The sequence below is a fragment of the Pseudomonas sp. FG6 genome, assembly GCF_057809015.1.
Map to the genome: position 1 here is coordinate 20160 of NZ_JBMDJD010000028.1, position 15114 is coordinate 35273.

General features: G+C 64.3%; 10 protein-coding genes. 9 read left to right on the top strand and 1 reads right to left on the bottom strand.

Going from position 1 to position 15114, the window contains the following annotated elements:
• Positions 1 to 64: 64 nt before the first annotated feature.
• Together pdxR and ACODSJ_RS18120 are read left to right on the top strand one after the other, a co-directional pair.
• Positions 65 to 1498 carry a MocR-like pyridoxine biosynthesis transcription factor PdxR gene (gene pdxR / locus ACODSJ_RS18115; RefSeq protein ID WP_489103037.1) on the top strand — a complete coding sequence of 478 codons (1434 nt, stop codon included), beginning with the start codon at positions 65 to 67 and terminating at the stop codon, positions 1496 to 1498.
• Positions 1499 to 1620: 122 nt separating this feature from the next.
• The gene (locus ACODSJ_RS18120) at positions 1621 to 1914 is read left to right on the top strand and encodes an antibiotic biosynthesis monooxygenase family protein (protein ID WP_489103038.1); all 294 of its coding nucleotides are present in this window, start codon (positions 1621 to 1623) and stop codon (positions 1912 to 1914) included.
• A gap of 159 nt (positions 1915 to 2073) precedes the next feature.
• Here the strand turns inward: ACODSJ_RS18120 and ACODSJ_RS18125 are convergent, their stop codons facing one another.
• Positions 2074 to 6942 (bottom strand): NAD-glutamate dehydrogenase, encoded by a 4869-nt coding sequence (locus ACODSJ_RS18125; RefSeq protein ID WP_489103039.1) that lies wholly within the window; start codon positions 6940 to 6942, stop codon positions 2074 to 2076.
• A gap of 422 nt (positions 6943 to 7364) precedes the next feature.
• On the opposite strand from ACODSJ_RS18125, the gene ACODSJ_RS18130 reads away from it, so the two are divergent.
• The 7 genes from ACODSJ_RS18130 to ACODSJ_RS18160 all read left to right on the top strand — a co-directional run bounded on the left by ACODSJ_RS18130 (position 7365) and on the right by ACODSJ_RS18160 (position 15098).
• Positions 7365 to 7718 (top strand): hypothetical protein, encoded by a 354-nt coding sequence (locus tag ACODSJ_RS18130; protein ID WP_489103040.1) that lies wholly within the window; start codon positions 7365 to 7367, stop codon positions 7716 to 7718.
• 523 nt (positions 7719 to 8241) lie between these two features.
• On the top strand, positions 8242 to 9201 hold the full coding sequence (locus ACODSJ_RS18135) for an AAA family ATPase (RefSeq protein ID WP_489103041.1): 960 nt from the start codon (positions 8242 to 8244) through the stop codon (positions 9199 to 9201).
• A 10-nt stretch (positions 9202 to 9211) separates the two neighbouring features.
• Positions 9212 to 10156, top strand: a complete 945-nt coding sequence (locus ACODSJ_RS18140) for a DUF58 domain-containing protein (RefSeq protein WP_489103042.1) — start codon at positions 9212 to 9214, stop codon at positions 10154 to 10156.
• Entirely contained in the window at positions 10153 to 10647 is a 495-nt protein-coding gene (locus tag ACODSJ_RS18145) for a DUF4381 domain-containing protein (protein ID WP_489103043.1), read from the top strand. The genes ACODSJ_RS18140 and ACODSJ_RS18145 overlap by 4 nt, the downstream gene beginning before the upstream one ends.
• A complete protein-coding gene (locus ACODSJ_RS18150; protein WP_489103044.1) occupies positions 10640 to 11719 on the top strand; it encodes a vWA domain-containing protein in 1080 nt (359 codons plus the stop codon). Before ACODSJ_RS18145 ends, ACODSJ_RS18150 begins: the two co-directional genes overlap by 8 nt.
• Positions 11716 to 13464 (top strand): VWA domain-containing protein, encoded by a 1749-nt coding sequence (locus ACODSJ_RS18155; protein WP_489103045.1) that lies wholly within the window; start codon positions 11716 to 11718, stop codon positions 13462 to 13464. The genes ACODSJ_RS18150 and ACODSJ_RS18155 overlap by 4 nt, the downstream gene beginning before the upstream one ends.
• Positions 13461 to 15098: a BatD family protein gene (locus ACODSJ_RS18160; protein WP_489103046.1), complete on the top strand. Its 1638-nt coding sequence runs from the start codon at positions 13461 to 13463 to the stop codon at positions 15096 to 15098. The genes ACODSJ_RS18155 and ACODSJ_RS18160 overlap by 4 nt, the downstream gene beginning before the upstream one ends.
• Positions 15099 to 15114: the final 16 nt, after the last annotated feature.

Below are 15114 nucleotides of genomic sequence, written 5' to 3' on the forward strand. Positions count from 1 at the left end.
GCACAATGCGGTTAACCTTTGGCCCTTGACGCTGACCGCCAATCGTTTGCCCAGGAGCGCGGGTATGGAACTTCATGTTGTCATCAACGGCCGCAAGGACCTGGCGGGCCAGCTGTACCAGCAATTGCGCAGCGCCATCGAAAGCGGTCGCCTGGTCGCCGGCACCCAGCTGCCGCCCAGCCGCCTGCTCGCCGGACAACTGGGCATCTCGCGCAAGACCGTTTCCGACACCTACGCGCAATTGACCTACGAAAACCTGCTCACCGGCATCATTGGCAAGGGCACCTACGTCAATGCGCGGCCGGCCAGGGCCGTCAGCAAACAAAGCCATCGGGCGCTGGCCGGTGCCGACGTGGTCGAGGCCTGGCGCAGCATGCCGGACCTGATGCGACACCCGACACTGGAAGGCGCATTGCGCTACGACTTCATCGGCGGCGCCACCGGCAAAGGGCAGTTTCCGGTAGACGATTGGCGACGCTGCACCGCCCACGCGCTGCGACAAATCGCCAGCGCCAAGGGATTCTACAGCCAGCCCGAAGGCTTGCCGGCGCTGCGCAATGCCATTGCCCGGCACATCGCCTTTTCCCGGGGGGTCAATTGCCAGGACGAAGACGTGGTGGTGTGCAACGGCGCGCAACAGGCCCTGGACCTGATCTCCCGCGTGTTGACCCGCCCCGGCAGCCTGGTGGCGATGGAAGACCCGGGCTACCCGCCCGCGCGGCTGCTGTTCGGCTCCCATGGCGCGACGGTGGCCGGGATACCGGTGGACGAGCAAGGCATGCGCGTCGAGCTGATTCCCGACAGCACGCGATTGATCTACGTAACGCCCTCCCACCAGTTTCCCCTGGGAATGCCCATGAGCCAGGCCCGTCGCGAGGCCTTGCTGGCACGGGCGTATGAGCTGGGGGCGATCATCATCGAAGACGACTACGACAGCGAATTCCGCTACGAGGGCCGGCCTGCCGACTCGCTGCAAAGCATGGACGAGCGCGGGATCGTGGCGTACGTCGGGACGTTCTCCAAGACCTTGCTGCCGGAGTTGCGGCTGGGTTATGCGATCCTGCCACCGGCGATCCTGGAAGCGGTGATCCTGGCCAAGCGCCTCACCGACCAGCACACGTCCACCCTGCCCCAGTGGGCGCTGGCCAAGTTCATCGCCGAAGGCTGCCTGCTCAAGCACATTCGCCGCTGCCATGCCCTGTATGCCGGTCGACGCGAGCGGATCCTGGCGCGCATGGCCGGGGATTTGTCCCCCTGGTTCGAGGCCGTGCCCACCACGGCCGGCTTCCACATGGCGGTGCTGTGCAAGGCGCCGATCGACCTGGCGCTGGTGATCGAACTGGCCAGGAAAGTCGAAATCGGGCTATACAGCCTCGACGGTTTCTTCACCGACGCCCCAGTGCGGGCAGGCCTGTTTTTCGGCTTCGGGGCCATTGAAACCCTGGACATCGACATCGCCCTGGACCGCTTGCGCGATATCTTGCAGCAGGTGGCCTGACGGATTGGTCTGGGCATTTATCTGCCCATTGGCTGTTTGAGCATGGCGCGGGCAGGCCTATCCTGCTCAGATGCCGTCGATGTTGAGCAAGCCTCGTTTGACTGGATTCAGGAGCCTGGACAATGTCTCGCCAAGTGATCAATACCGTTCAAGTGCAAGCCGCTCCCGGCCGCTCGGAGGAGCTTGGCCGCCAGCTGCAGCAAATCGTCGAGACGCTGCGCGCGCTGCCGGGCTGCGACGACTACATGGTCGACCGTTGCCCGGAGGACGGCGACCGCTGGAGCGTCAGCGCCCGCTGGCAATCGGAAGCGGCCATGCAAGCCCATTTCAACTGCCCCGAAGTGCAGGGCTTCATCGGCCTGATCGACAGCCGCCTGGCCCGCAGTGTGGATTTCAACAGTTTTCCGATTGTCTGAAACCCACTGCACTTGTGGGCGCCCTGGTACCCCAGTGGGGGCGGGCTGTGTTGCGTCCGACTAATGCACTCGCTCTTACTGCATGTCGAATACCTGCCAAAAAACCATAAAAAAAGCCCCGCATCTTTCAATGCGGGGCTTTTTCATTCAACGCAGGAATCAGTTGGCCGTCACGACCGCTTGACCGCTCAACGCCAGGTCCAACAGTTCGCGGTTGGCAACCGCGTACATGGCGTAGTCGGTGCCGCTGGCGGCACGGATGTCCACCAGCATTGCGCGCCAGCGCTCGACCATGCTGCGGTGCTGTTCCAGCCACAGCGCCAGACGCGTTTCCACGTCCTGGCTACCGTCACCTTCCTGCAGGACCGAGATGGTGATCGCCCGTTGCTGCCAGTCGATGTCATCGCGGAACGCTTCGCGGGCCAGGGCCTGCCAGTTGTTTTCAACCGGCAATGCACTGATCTGCTGCAGGTACCAGGTGATGTCCAGGGCGCTGCCCACCGCGAAGTAGGCCTTGGCCACGTCGGCGGCGTTCTGGCCGGTCACGTCGGAGGCCTCGATGATCGGCAGCAAGGTGTACAGGTGTGTGGTGCCTGCAACCATGCGGGCCAGCAACTCTGGCACGCCAGCGGCCACATAGGCCTGGTAGCGGGTCTGCCAGCCTTCGCGGGTCGGGCCTTCCAGCAACTCGTCGAGCTTGAGGCCCAACGCCGCCAGGTGCGGACCGAAGTGAGCGACGTCGCGAGCAGCGTTCTGCTCGTTGCGGCGGCTGCGCAGGAACCAGCGCGTTGCACGACGACCCAGGCGCATCAGCTCGTCCATCAGCTCCAGCTGTACATCCGCCGGTACCTGGTGGTCCAACGCTTCGATCTGGCGGAACCAGTGCGGGAGATGGAAGATGTCCCGCACGATCACATAGGCGCCGGCCACGTTGGCAGGGCTCATGCCAGTCGACTCTTTCAAGCGCTGGACGAACGTGATGCCCATGTGGTTGACCAGGTCGTTGGCGATCTGGGTGCTGACGATCTCGCGCTTGAGGCGATGGCGACGCATGGCCTCGGAGAACTTGCTCACCAGTGTCGGTGGGAACGCCGTCTCCATGTCGCGGGTCAGGTATTCGTCGTCCGGCACCTGGGAATTGAGCAGCGCTTCCTTGAGGTCGATCTTGCTGTAGGAGATCAGCACCGACAGTTCGGCACGGGTCAGGCCATGGCCCGCCGTGACACGTTCGCTCAGCTGTTCTTCGGTCGGCAGGAACTCGATGGCGCGGTCCAGCTTGCCCCGTGCTTCAAGGTCGTTCATCAGGCGCTTGTATTCGGCGATCCGCACGAATGCACGGCGTGCCGCCAGGGACAAGGCCTGGGTCTGCTTGTAGTTGTTGCCCAACACCAGGCCACCGACTTCGTCGGTCATGCTCGCCAGCAACTGGTTGCGTTGCTTGTCGGTCATGTCGCCGGCCTGCACCACTTCGTTGAGCAGGATCTTGATGTTCACTTCGTGGTCGGAGCAGTCCACGCCACCGGCGTTGTCGATGAAGTCGGTGTTGGAACCGCCGCCATTGAGGCCGAACTCGACGCGACCCAGTTGGGTCATGCCCAGGTTACCGCCCTCGCCCACGACCTTGCAGCGCAACTCGTTGCCGTTCACGCGCAACGCGTCGTTGGCCTTGTCGCCCACGTCGGCATGGCTTTCGCTGCTGGCCTTGACGTAAGTACCGATACCGCCGTTCCACAACAGGTCTACCGGCGCCTTGAGCAAGGCGTTCAGCAGTTCGGTCGGGGTCAGCTTGTCGGCCTTGATATCGAACCGTTCCTGCATCTGCGGCGTGATGGCAATGCTCTTCGCGCTGCGCGAGAAGATACCGCCGCCTTCGGACATGATGCTGGTGTCGTAGTCGGTCCAGGCCGAACGCGGCAGATTGAACAGGCGCTGGCGCTCGGCGAAGCTGCTGGCCGGTTCCGGGTTCGGGTCGATGAAGATGTGCAGGTGGTTGAACGCCGCGACCAGCTTGAGCTTGTCGGACATCAACAAGCCGTTGCCGAACACGTCGCCGGCCATGTCGCCCACGCCCACCACGGTGACGCTGTCTTCCTGGACGTTGATGCCGCGCTCACGGAAATGGCGCTGCACGCCAACCCAGGCGCCCTTGGCGGTGATGCCCATTTTCTTATGGTCATAACCGGCCGAGCCGCCGGAAGCGAACGCATCGCCCAGCCAGAAGCCGTAGTCGATGGCGATGCCGTTGGCGATGTCGGAGAAGGTTGCAGTGCCCTTGTCCGCTGCCACCACCAGGTACGGGTCATCGTCGTCATGACGCACGACATTGGCCGGAGGTACCAGTGCGCCGTCCTTGAGGTTGTCGGTGATGTCCAACAGGCCCGAGATGAAGATGCGGTAGCAGGCGATGCCTTCGGCCGCGATCTCGTCCCGGCTGCCGCCCAGCGGCAGGCGACGTGGCAGGAAACCACCCTTGGCACCCACCGGTACGATCACCGAGTTCTTCACTTGCTGGGCCTTCACCAGGCCGAGCACTTCGGTACGGTAGTCTTCTTCACGGTCGGACCAGCGCAGGCCGCCACGGGCCACGTTGCCAAAGCGCAGGTGCACGCCTTCAACCCGTGGCGAGTAGACGAAGATCTCGAACTTGGGCACCGGTTTCGGCAGCTCAGGGATCAGGTGCGGGTTGAACTTGAAGCTGAAGTAGGACTTGTTATGGCCGTTGGCATCGGTCTGGTAGAAGTTGGTCCGCAGGGTGGCCTTGATCAGGTCCAGGTAGCGACGCAGGATGCGGTCTTCGTTGAGCACCTGAACGTCGTCCAGGGCCGAGAGGATCGCCTGCTCCAGGCGCAACTGCTTGTCTTCCAGGTCGTCGCCGCTGAGTTTGCGGGCCAGATAGAAGCGGGTCTTGAACAACCGGGTCAGTTCGCGAGCGATGTCGGTGTGGTTGTTCAGGGTGCTGGCGATGTAACCCAGGTCGAAGCCCAGGCGGATCTGCTTGAGGTAACGGGCATAGGCACGCAGCAGCGCCACGTCGCGCCATGGCAGGCCGGCAGTCAGCACCAGGCGGTTGAACGCATCGTTCTCGGCGTCGCCGCGCACGATGTGGACGAACGCGTCCTGCAGGGTGTCGTTGAGCTGCTGGATGTCCAGGTCCAGGCCTTCGGCTGCGGTGAAGGCAAAGTCATGGATCCAGAACTCGCGACCATTGGTGTGGCGCAGGCGATACGGGAACTCACCCAGCACGCGCAGGCCGAGGTTTTCCAGGATCGGCAACACGTCGGACAACGCCAGTGGCGCATCGGCGTGATACAGCTTGCAGTGCAGCTCACGCTGGCCGGACACCTGGCCCAGCGGCTGATAGAAGCTCATCACCAACGGATTGGTTTCGCTCAGGCTCAACAGGTGTTGCATGTCGACCACCGCCGAGTGGGCGGCGAAACGCTCGCGGTAGCCGGCCGGGAAGCCTTTCGGGAAGTCGGCCAGGACGTTGGTGCCCTGGGCTTCGCCGAAGCTCTCGACCACCAGGCTGTCGTAGTCGTCTTTCCAGCTGCGGCAAGCCTGGATGACTTCTTTTTCCAGCAGCAGCGGATCGATGTCGAGACGGTTTTTCGGGTCCACGCGCAGGATCAATTGAACGCGGGCCAGCACGGACTCGGAGAAGAACGTCCAGAACTCGCAGTCCGAGGCCTTCAGGCGATCCATCAGGACCTGCTGGATCTTCTGGCGCACTTCGGTGGAGTAGATGTCACGTGGCACGTAGGCCAGGCAGTAGCAGAAACGACCGTACGGGTCCTTGCGCAGGAACAGGCGGATCTTGTTGCGTTCCTGGATCTGCACGATGGACATGACGGTGCTGAACAGCTCGTCCACCGGGGTCTGGAACAGGTCGTCACGCGGCAGTACCTCGAGCACCTGGGCCAGTTCCTTGCCCAGGTGAGCCTTGGCCTGGAAGCCCGAGCGACGTTCGATCTCCTCGACCTTGCGGCGGATGTACGGAATCACCCGCACGCTCTCACCGTACACCGTGGAGGTGTACAGGCCCATGAAGCGGCATTCCTTGACAACCTTGCCGTCGGCGTCGATTTCACGGATCGACACATAGTCCGGGTAGGCCGGACGGTGCACGCGGCTCGGGTGCGCGGCCTTGGCGAACGACAGCGGCGTCGGTTCGCGCAGGTAATTGACGGCGTAGTCTTCGATGCGCAGGTCTTCGGCGGTCAGGCCGGCGCGCAGCAGCTTGGCCAGGCCGAGGAACGAGTCAGGGTTGTACTCGATATGGCCGCCTTCGGCTTCATCACGAACCACGAACTCTTCGTAGCCGAGGAACGTGAAGTGGTTGCCCACCAGCCATTCCAGGAAGCTCTTGATCTCGCTTTTTTCATCAGCGGCGATGGCGTAGGCGCTGTTGTCCAGGCTGGTCAGGATTTCCTGGACCTTGGCTTTCATCGGCTCGAAATCGGCCACGGCCACGCGCACTTCGCCCAGCACCTGCTCCAGTTCCTTGCCCAGGACACTGAGCTCGGCCGCGTTGGCGCAGCGATCGATCTCCAGGTACATCAACGACTCTTGCAGGATGCCGTCGCCCTGGGTGCCCTTGGGCAGGATTTCCAGCAACTCGCCCTTGCTGCCGCGACGCACGCTCAGGACGGTGGTTTGCAGGGTATGGATGCTGTAGCCGCGGCGGTTCAGTTCGGTCCGGACCGAATCCACCAGGAACGGCAAGTCATGGTGCAGCACTTCGACCGCGGTATGGGTCGACTGCCAGCCATGACGTTCGTAATCGGGGTTGTAGACGCGTACCTGGGGCTGCGCGTGGTCGAAGCGCTCAAGCAGGCGCCACGCAGACAAGGTGCAACCGGCGAGGTCGGACAACCGGCGTTGGGTGAGCTCATCGAGGGAAATAATGCCGAAGAATTGTTCAGCGAACAGCGCCACTTGTGGCAGTGCCTGTTCACTGATGTGCTGCGCCAGTGCCGCTTGCAGTTGATGCTGGAAGTCGGCTTTGCTGGCTGCGGTGAAGAACGCCATCTGTGGTACTCCGCTTGGGCTTGTTATTGATGAAAGCGTCGCGCGCAACCCCTTGAAGGGTTGCCGGTCATCCTGTTCCTGATTCTCGGGCAGAGGAAACAGGATGACAGGTGGGTGAAGCTGGACAAGACCCGCAGGTCACATTCCTTTTCCAAGTAATTTCCATGTAATGAACACCTGAAAAATGCACTGTTCAGTGCACTTTGCAGGAGCACATTAGTTGCGCAGCTTAACGAGTGCAGCAAGCCACCTGCTTGCAGCGCTGCGACATATTCGGTCAACGGCTCGCTATGCGTCTAAAACGCCCCGGCTAACCCTACCAGCCTTGAGGGCCAAATAGGGTAATCCAGCAGAAAATCGTGCGGGCTGGCAGAATTCATTTTTTTGTATCCAGCTGTGCACTCGAACCAGGAGCCCCCACCATGCAAATGACCACCGCCCTTCTGATCGCCAACCCGTGCGACGACGAAGAAGACAACATGGCCATGTTGTGCTGCCACAGCTCCCAGGGTGAGATGTTCTTGATGACCCGCTACCCCGACGAAGACGAACTGGAAATCGCCCTCGACGGCGAGCCTTCGACCCTGGATGGCGTCAAAGTCACCCTCAGCCCTACCCGCCTGCTGATCGAAATCGCGGCGGCCGATGCCGATGCGTTGAACGGCGACGATGTGCTGGAAATCATCCATGACACCGACGCGGCAGACCTGGCGGAAGTGGAACTGACGTTACAGAACATTCTCAAGGGAACGGGCACCTACATAAGCCAGCTCTGACTCCAACGGCGCCGGCGCCCCAGAGGCATCAGCCACCCCTGATCCCAACGCCCCCTTTTTGTGGCGAGGGAGCTTGCTCCCGCTGGGCTGCGCAGCAGCCCCAGACAAGCAGAATGCGGCCAACCCGAAAGACCTCGGTGACAGATCTCAGGGCTGCTGCCCAGCCCAGCGGGAACAAGCTCCCTCACCACAGGTTGTGCGGTGTCTGGGCTGGCCTCATCGCGAGCAGGCTCGCTTGTATGGTAGGACTTGAAGGGAGGAGGAGGGACAAGGCCTTTGCTTGCCGCAGGCCCTGTGTGGGAGCGAGCTTGCTCGCGATTGCGGTGGCGCAGCCGATGAAAATATTGCCTGACACTGCATGTTCGCGAGCACGCCCGCTCCCGTGCAGAACCCAAGCCGATCACAAATCCGCACGCCAAACAAAATCCCGTTAGTCGCCACCCCCCGCCATGCATTAAAGTAACGCCCCCAGCCCCGGCATTATCCGAACGCCCTGGGCCACCTTTTGCAGGAACAGTCACCGATGGAACATCGTGAAGCGCTGCTGGCGCTGCGAACCTTTCTTTCCACGCAGATTCTTGGCCAGGAAAAACTCATCGAGCGCCTGCTCATTGCGTTGCTCGCCGACGGCCACATGCTGGTGGAAGGCGCGCCGGGGCTGGCCAAGACCAAGGCCATCAAAGAGTTGGCCGAAGGCGTCGAAGCACAATTCCATCGTATCCAGTTCACCCCCGACCTGCTGCCTGCCGACATCACCGGCACGGAAATCTATCGTCCGGAAACCGGCAGTTTCGTGTTCCAGCAAGGGCCGATCTTTCACAACCTGGTGCTGGCGGACGAGATCAACCGTGCCCCGGCCAAGGTCCAGTCGGCGTTGCTCGAAGCCATGGCCGAGCGGCAAGTCAGCGTCGGGCGCAGCACCTATGAGCTGTCGCCGCTGTTCCTGGTGATGGCCACGCAGAACCCGATCGAACAGGAAGGCACCTACCCGCTGCCAGAGGCCCAGCTCGACCGGTTCCTGATGCACGTCAAGATCGGTTTTCCCGACGCGGCCGTCGAACGTCGCATCCTGCAACAGGCCCGGGGCGAGGCGCTGAACGGCGAAGCCATGCCCGAGCGCCGGGTGAGCCAGCAGGCGATTTTCGCAGCGCGCAAGGAAATCCTCGGGCTGTACATGGCCGATGCCGTGGAGGAGTATCTGGTTCAACTGATCATGGCCACCCGCAACCCGGCCAAGTTCGACCCGGAACTGGCCGAGTGGATCGCCTATGGCGCCAGCCCACGGGGCTCGATTGCCCTGGACCGCTGCGCCCGTGCCCACGCCTGGCTGGCCGGTCGCGACTTCGTGAGCCCGGAGGACATCCAGGCCGTGCTGTTCGATGTGCTGCGCCACCGCATCATTCTGTCGTTCGAGGCCGAAGCGGCCGGCATCGATCAGGACCGGGTCGTGCAGCGGATCCTCGACGTCGTCGCTGTTGCTTGAGTCATGACTCATGAATAACCCGCTGGCGCCCGCGCCGGGCATCCGCGTCAGCCTTTCGGACCTGATCGAGATGCGCCATCGCGTGCGCGAAGTGCAGTTGTTTTCCACGCCGGGCCAGCGCAGCCCGCTGATCGGCCTGCACCATTCCAAACTGCGCGGGCGCGGGGTGGATTTCGATCAGGTACGGGTCTATCAGGCCGGCGATGACGTGCGCACCATCGATTGGCGCGTCACCGCCCGCACCCAGGAACCGCACACCAAGCTGTTCCATGAAGAACGGGAGCGGCCGATCTTCATCATGATCGAGCAAAGCCATCGCCTGTTTTTCGGTTCCGGGCTGATGTTCAAGTCGGTGCTCGCCGCCCAGGCCGCCAGCCTGATCGGCTGGGCGGCCCTGGGGCACAATGACCGAGTCGGCGGACTGGTGTTCGGCAACAACACCCATTACGAGGTCAAGCCCAGGCGCAGCAAGCAGAGCCTGTTGCAACTGCTCAACCGCCTGGTACGGGTCAATCAATCGCTGCACAGCGAAGGCGAGCCAGACCGCGACTCGTTCGGCGTCGCCCTGCGCCGGGCACGGGAAGTGCTGCGCCCGGGCAGCCTGGTGATCGTGATCTGCGACGAGCGCGCGCTGTCCGACAGCGCCGAGCAACAGTTGAGCCTGCTGTCGCGCCATTGCGACCTGTTGCTGCTGCCATTGTCGGATCCGCTGGACCACGCCTTGCCCGCCGCCGGCCTGTTGCGCTTCGCCCAGCACGGCGCACAGCTGGAACTCGACACCCTGAATTTCGAACTGCGCCAGGCCTATCGCGCCCAGGCCGAAGCGCGCCAGGAACGCTGGGAGCTGCTGGCGCAGAAACTGCGAATCCTGATGATGCCCCTGAGTACCCAGGGCGACATGGTCGAGCAACTGCGCGAGTACCTGAACCCCAAGCGCGTGGGGGCAAGTCGATGAGCAGCCTCGATCAATTGCAACCCTTGATGGCACCGCCCCCCATTGGTTTCTGGCCACCCGCGTCGGGCTGGTGGTTGCTGCTGGTGCTGCTGCCGCTACTGGCGCTGGGCCTGTGGCAGTTGCGACGGTTCATTCCCGCACCGCGCAGCACTCCTCGCGCCGAGCAACCGCTGGACCCATTGCGCCTGGCCGCCCTGGCCGAACTCGCCAGGCTGCCCAAGCCCTACGACGGCGCACCGGCCGGGGCCTGGCTGCAGCAGCTCAACGGGCTGCTCAAGCGCCTGTGCCGCAACCATTACCCCTACAGCCAGAGCCACACCCTCAACGGGCGCAAATGGCTGGCGTTCCTGGATAACCGCTGCCCGGCGGCCGGCCTGACGCGCTGGATGGTGTTGGTGGAAGGCGCCTACAAGCCCGAATGCAAGCTCGACGACAAAGCCATCGCCGGCCTGACCCAGGCCGTCGAAATCTGGATTCGCAAACATGTTTGAATTCGCCTGGCCCTGGGTGTTCGCCCTGCTGCCGCTGCCTTGGCTGATGCGCCTGGTGCTGCCAGCGGCCGACAGTGGCGAACCGGCGCTCAAGGTCAGCTTCCTCGGCGACCTCGAAGGCCTGGTGGGACGCCGCGCCCGAGCCAACTTGCCCACCTGGCGCCAACAGGCCCCCTACATCCTGCTTTGGCTATTGCTGTTGATCGCCGCCGCTCGCCCGCAATGGCTGGGCGAGCCCTTGCCCATTGCCGCCAGCGGCCGCGACCTGCTGGTGGCCGTGGATGTTTCCGGGTCCATGGACTTTCCCGACATGCAATGGCAGGACGAAGAGGTCAGTCGCCTGGCACTGGTCCAGCATATGTTGGGGGATTTCCTCGAAAGCCGCGAAGGTGATCGGGTCGGCCTGATCCTGTTTGGCAGCCAGGCCTACCTGCAAGCGCCGCTGACCTTCGACCGTCGTACCGTGCGGCATTGGCTCGACGAGGCACGCGTCGGCATCGCCGGTAAGAACACCGCCATCGGCGACGCCATCGGCCTGGCCCTCAAGCGGCTGCGCCAGCGTCCGGCCCATAGCCGCGTGCTGATCCTGGTCACCGACGGCGCCAACAACGGTGGCGAGATCGATCCACTGACCGCCGCCCGCCTGGCCGCCGACGAGGGCGTGAAGATCTACCCGATCGGCATCGGTGCCGACCCGGAGCAAAGTGGCACGGCGGGTTTCCTGGGCGTCAACCCGAGCCTGGACCTCGACGAAGCGACGCTCAGGGAAATCGCCCAGGTCAGTGCGGGCCGGTATTTCCGCGCCCAGGATGGCGAGCAGTTGCTGGCCATCAAGGCCACGCTCGACCAGCTCGAACCGGTCACCCAGCAACCGACCCAGGCGCGCCCTGCCCTGGCGCTGTATGCGTGGCCCTTGGCCGTTGCGCTGCTGTTGAGCGTATTGCTGGTGGCACGGGTCCGTTGGCCGGACAACCCGCTGCAACGCCTGTTCACCCAGCCGCTGTTCCAGCCGACCCAACACGCCGACTGGCGTCAGCGGCTCAAGCGCCTGCGCTTGCGGAGGCGTCGATGATCGCTCTCTGGCCGCACTGGTTGCGCCCCTGGTCTGTGTTGCTGGTACCTGTGCTGGGCTGGTTGCTCTGGCAGCTGTGGCACCGACAGAAACGGGTGGGCCGGTGGCAGATGATTCTGCCGCCGGCGTTTCATTCCGCGCTGCTCAGCGGCGGCAGCGGCCGTGAAAGCCGGCTGCCATGGATCGCCCTGGGCCTGGGCTGGCTGTTGATGGTGCTGGCACTGCTCGGGCCGAGCTGGGCACGCGTCGAACAGACCAGCCAGAAACCCGCCGACCCGCTGGTGGTGGTGCTGGAGCTGACCCCGGAAATGCTTGCCACCGACGCACCACCCACCCGCCTGGAGCAGGCCCGGCGCAAGGTGCTGGACCTGCTGCATAACCGCAGCGACGCGCAGACCGCGATCATTGTCTATGCCGGCAGCGCCCACACCCTGGTGCCGCTGTCCGACGACCTGTCCACCAGCGCCAACCTGCTTGAAGCCCTCGCGCCCTCGATCATGCCGCAAGGCGGACACCGCGCCGACCTGGCGATCAACAAGGCCATGGCCCTGCTGGACCAGGGCGAACTGGGCCATGGCCGGATCCTGCTGATCGGTTCCTCGCTGAACGAGCAGGAACGCCAAGGCATTCACCAGGCCCTGGAGGGTGCTGCCACACAGTTCCTGATGCTGGGCATTGGCACCCGCGAAGGTGCACCGGTGGCCCAGGATGACGGCAGCTACCTCAAGGATGCCCAGGGCGCGATTCTCGTGCCGCGCCTGGACAGCCCGAGCCTCAAGTCCTTCGTCAACCAGCTGGACGGCCGCTACCGTCCGGCGCGCCTGGACGACAGCGACCTGCGCGGCCTCGGCCTGCTGAGCGGCCCACGTCACCTGCGCAGCACTGGCCAGACCTTGCGCCTGGACACCTGGGCCGACCAAGGCTACTGGTTGCTCCTGCCCCTGTTGCTGCTGGCCGCCTGCGCCGGACGTCGGGGCTGGCTGTTCTGTCTGCCGCTGCTGTTGATGGTGCCGCAGACCGGCCATGCTTTCGAATTCCAGGACCTGTGGTTGCGTCCCGATCAACAGGGCCAGCATTTGCTCAAGCAGAAACGTCCGGCCGAGGCCGCGACCCATTTCGAGGACAGCCAATGGCAGGGCGTCGCCCTCTACGAGGCCGGCAACTACAGCGAAGCCGCCCAGCGCTTTGCCGAGGGCAACGACGCCCGCGCCCATTACAATCGCGGCAACGCCCTGGCCAGGAGCGGTGAACTGGAAGCCGCGCTGGACGCCTATGAGCAGGCCCTGGAGCTGCAACCCGACTTGCGCCCGGCCCAAACCAACAAGGCCCTGGTCGAAAGCCTGTTGAAAGAACAGGCTGCGCCAGCGCAAGCGCCGGAACCTGCCGAGAACGAACCGCCGCCCACCGCCGAGCCGTCGCCGCAGGCCGAGGCGTCCTCCCAATCCTCCGAGCCGGGGCAACCCGCTTCCGAGGCTACCGCGACGCCGGAGCAGAGCCAGGCGACCCAGACCCAGACCGCGCAGGCCCACCCGCCCACGGCCCAGGACGTACCCGGCAGTGAGCTGGCCGACGAGCAGACCACCACCCCGCCGCTGCGCCCCGGCGCCGGCCAGCGCAATGAAGAAGAACAACGCCAGGCACTGGAGCAATGGCTGCGCCAGATCCCGGACAACCCGGGCGAACTGCTCAGGCGTAAATTCTGGTATGAACAGCAAAGCCATCAGGCCCAGGGAAAAACCCAATGACCCGCTTCACCCCCTACCTCCTCGTCTGGCTGCTCTGGGCCTCTGCAATCCAGGCGGCACAGCTGACTGCCAGCGTGGATCGCGGCCGCTTGAGCTCCGGGGAAACGGTGGAACTGACCCTGCAATCCAATGACGCCACGCTGTTCGGCAAACCCGACCTGGGCCCGCTCCAGGCCTCGTTCGATGTGCGGGGTACCCGCCAGGTCAACCAGCTGACCACCCTGGATGGCGAGAACCGAGCCACCACCCGCTGGATCATCACCCTGTTGCCGCGCCAGAGCGGCACCGTGGTCATTCCGCCGTTGCAGCTGGGAGAGGCGAGCAGCCAGCCGATTACCCTGCAAGTGGTCGAAAGCGAGACCCGCAACGCCTCCGGCACCCTGGCGCCGGTGTTCATCGAGGCCAGCCTCGACCAGGCCCATGTGTACGTGCAGGCCCAGGCGATCCTGACCCTTCGCATCTACCATTCGGTGTCGCTGTACGACGACAGCAGCCTGACGCCGTTGCACATCCCCGACGCCCGCACCGAACAACTGGGCGAATCACGCACCTACGAAAAAGTCATCAACGACGTCCGCCATGGCGTGATCGAACTGCGCTATGGCATCTATCCGCAGCGCAGCGGCGAACTGACAATTCCGGCCCAGACCTTCAGCGCCACCCTGGTCGAACCGGTGGCCCAGGACACCGCGCCCTCGGGGCCCAAGCCCGGTCAGCTGATGCATGTCAGCTCGCCGCAACTGCGCCTGACCGTCAACCCCAAGCCTGCCAGCTACCCGGCCGATGTGCCCTGGCTGCCGGCACGCAGCCTTTCCCTGAGCGAGAGCTGGAGCCCGGAACCGACCCACAGCCAGGTCGGCGATTCCCTGACCCGCAGCCTGACCCTGGAAGCCGAAGGGCTGGCCAGCGCCCAATTGCCGCCCCTGCCAGCCACCGAGATCAATGGCCTGCGGCGATACCCGGACCAACCGGTGCTCAGCAGCCGCAACGGCGAACGTGGCCTGGTGGGCAGCCGCGAGGACCGCGAGGCTTTGGTACCCAACCGCAGTGGCACCATCGAGCTGCCGCCGGTGGAAGTGGTCTGGTGGAACACCCTGGAAGATCACCTGGACCGCACCAGCCTTCCGGCGCGGACCCTGCAAGTGGCGAACAACCCAAGCCTGATGGTGGACACCCCCACGGGCACGGCGCAGATCGTGACGACCGTCGACAGCGACAGCGTGTGGTATTGGCAGTTGAGCACCCTGTTGCTGACCTGCACCACACTGCTGGGCTTCGGCCTGTGGTGGCGGGCCCGCTCGCAACCGGCCGTACTGCGTGCGACCCAGGCCGGACCGAGCCCGCGCACCCTGCTGGACGACCTCAAGCGCGCCTGCCTGGCCAACGACCCCCACGCCACTCGCCAGGCGCTCGACGCCTGGGCCCGCCAGCAACCGGAGACCCTGGCCGACATGGCGGCCCGCTTCGTGCCCCTGTCCGACGCCCTGGACGGCCTCAACGGCGCCCTCTACAGCGAGAGCGGCCAGCACTGGCAAGGCGAGGATTTGTGGCGGGCCATCCGCACCATTCCGCCCACCGAAGGGGCGTTGGAGGCCGGTGGCGAGGCGGGGTTGCCGCCGCTGTATCCCAAGTAGCCGACGCGTTGTTTTG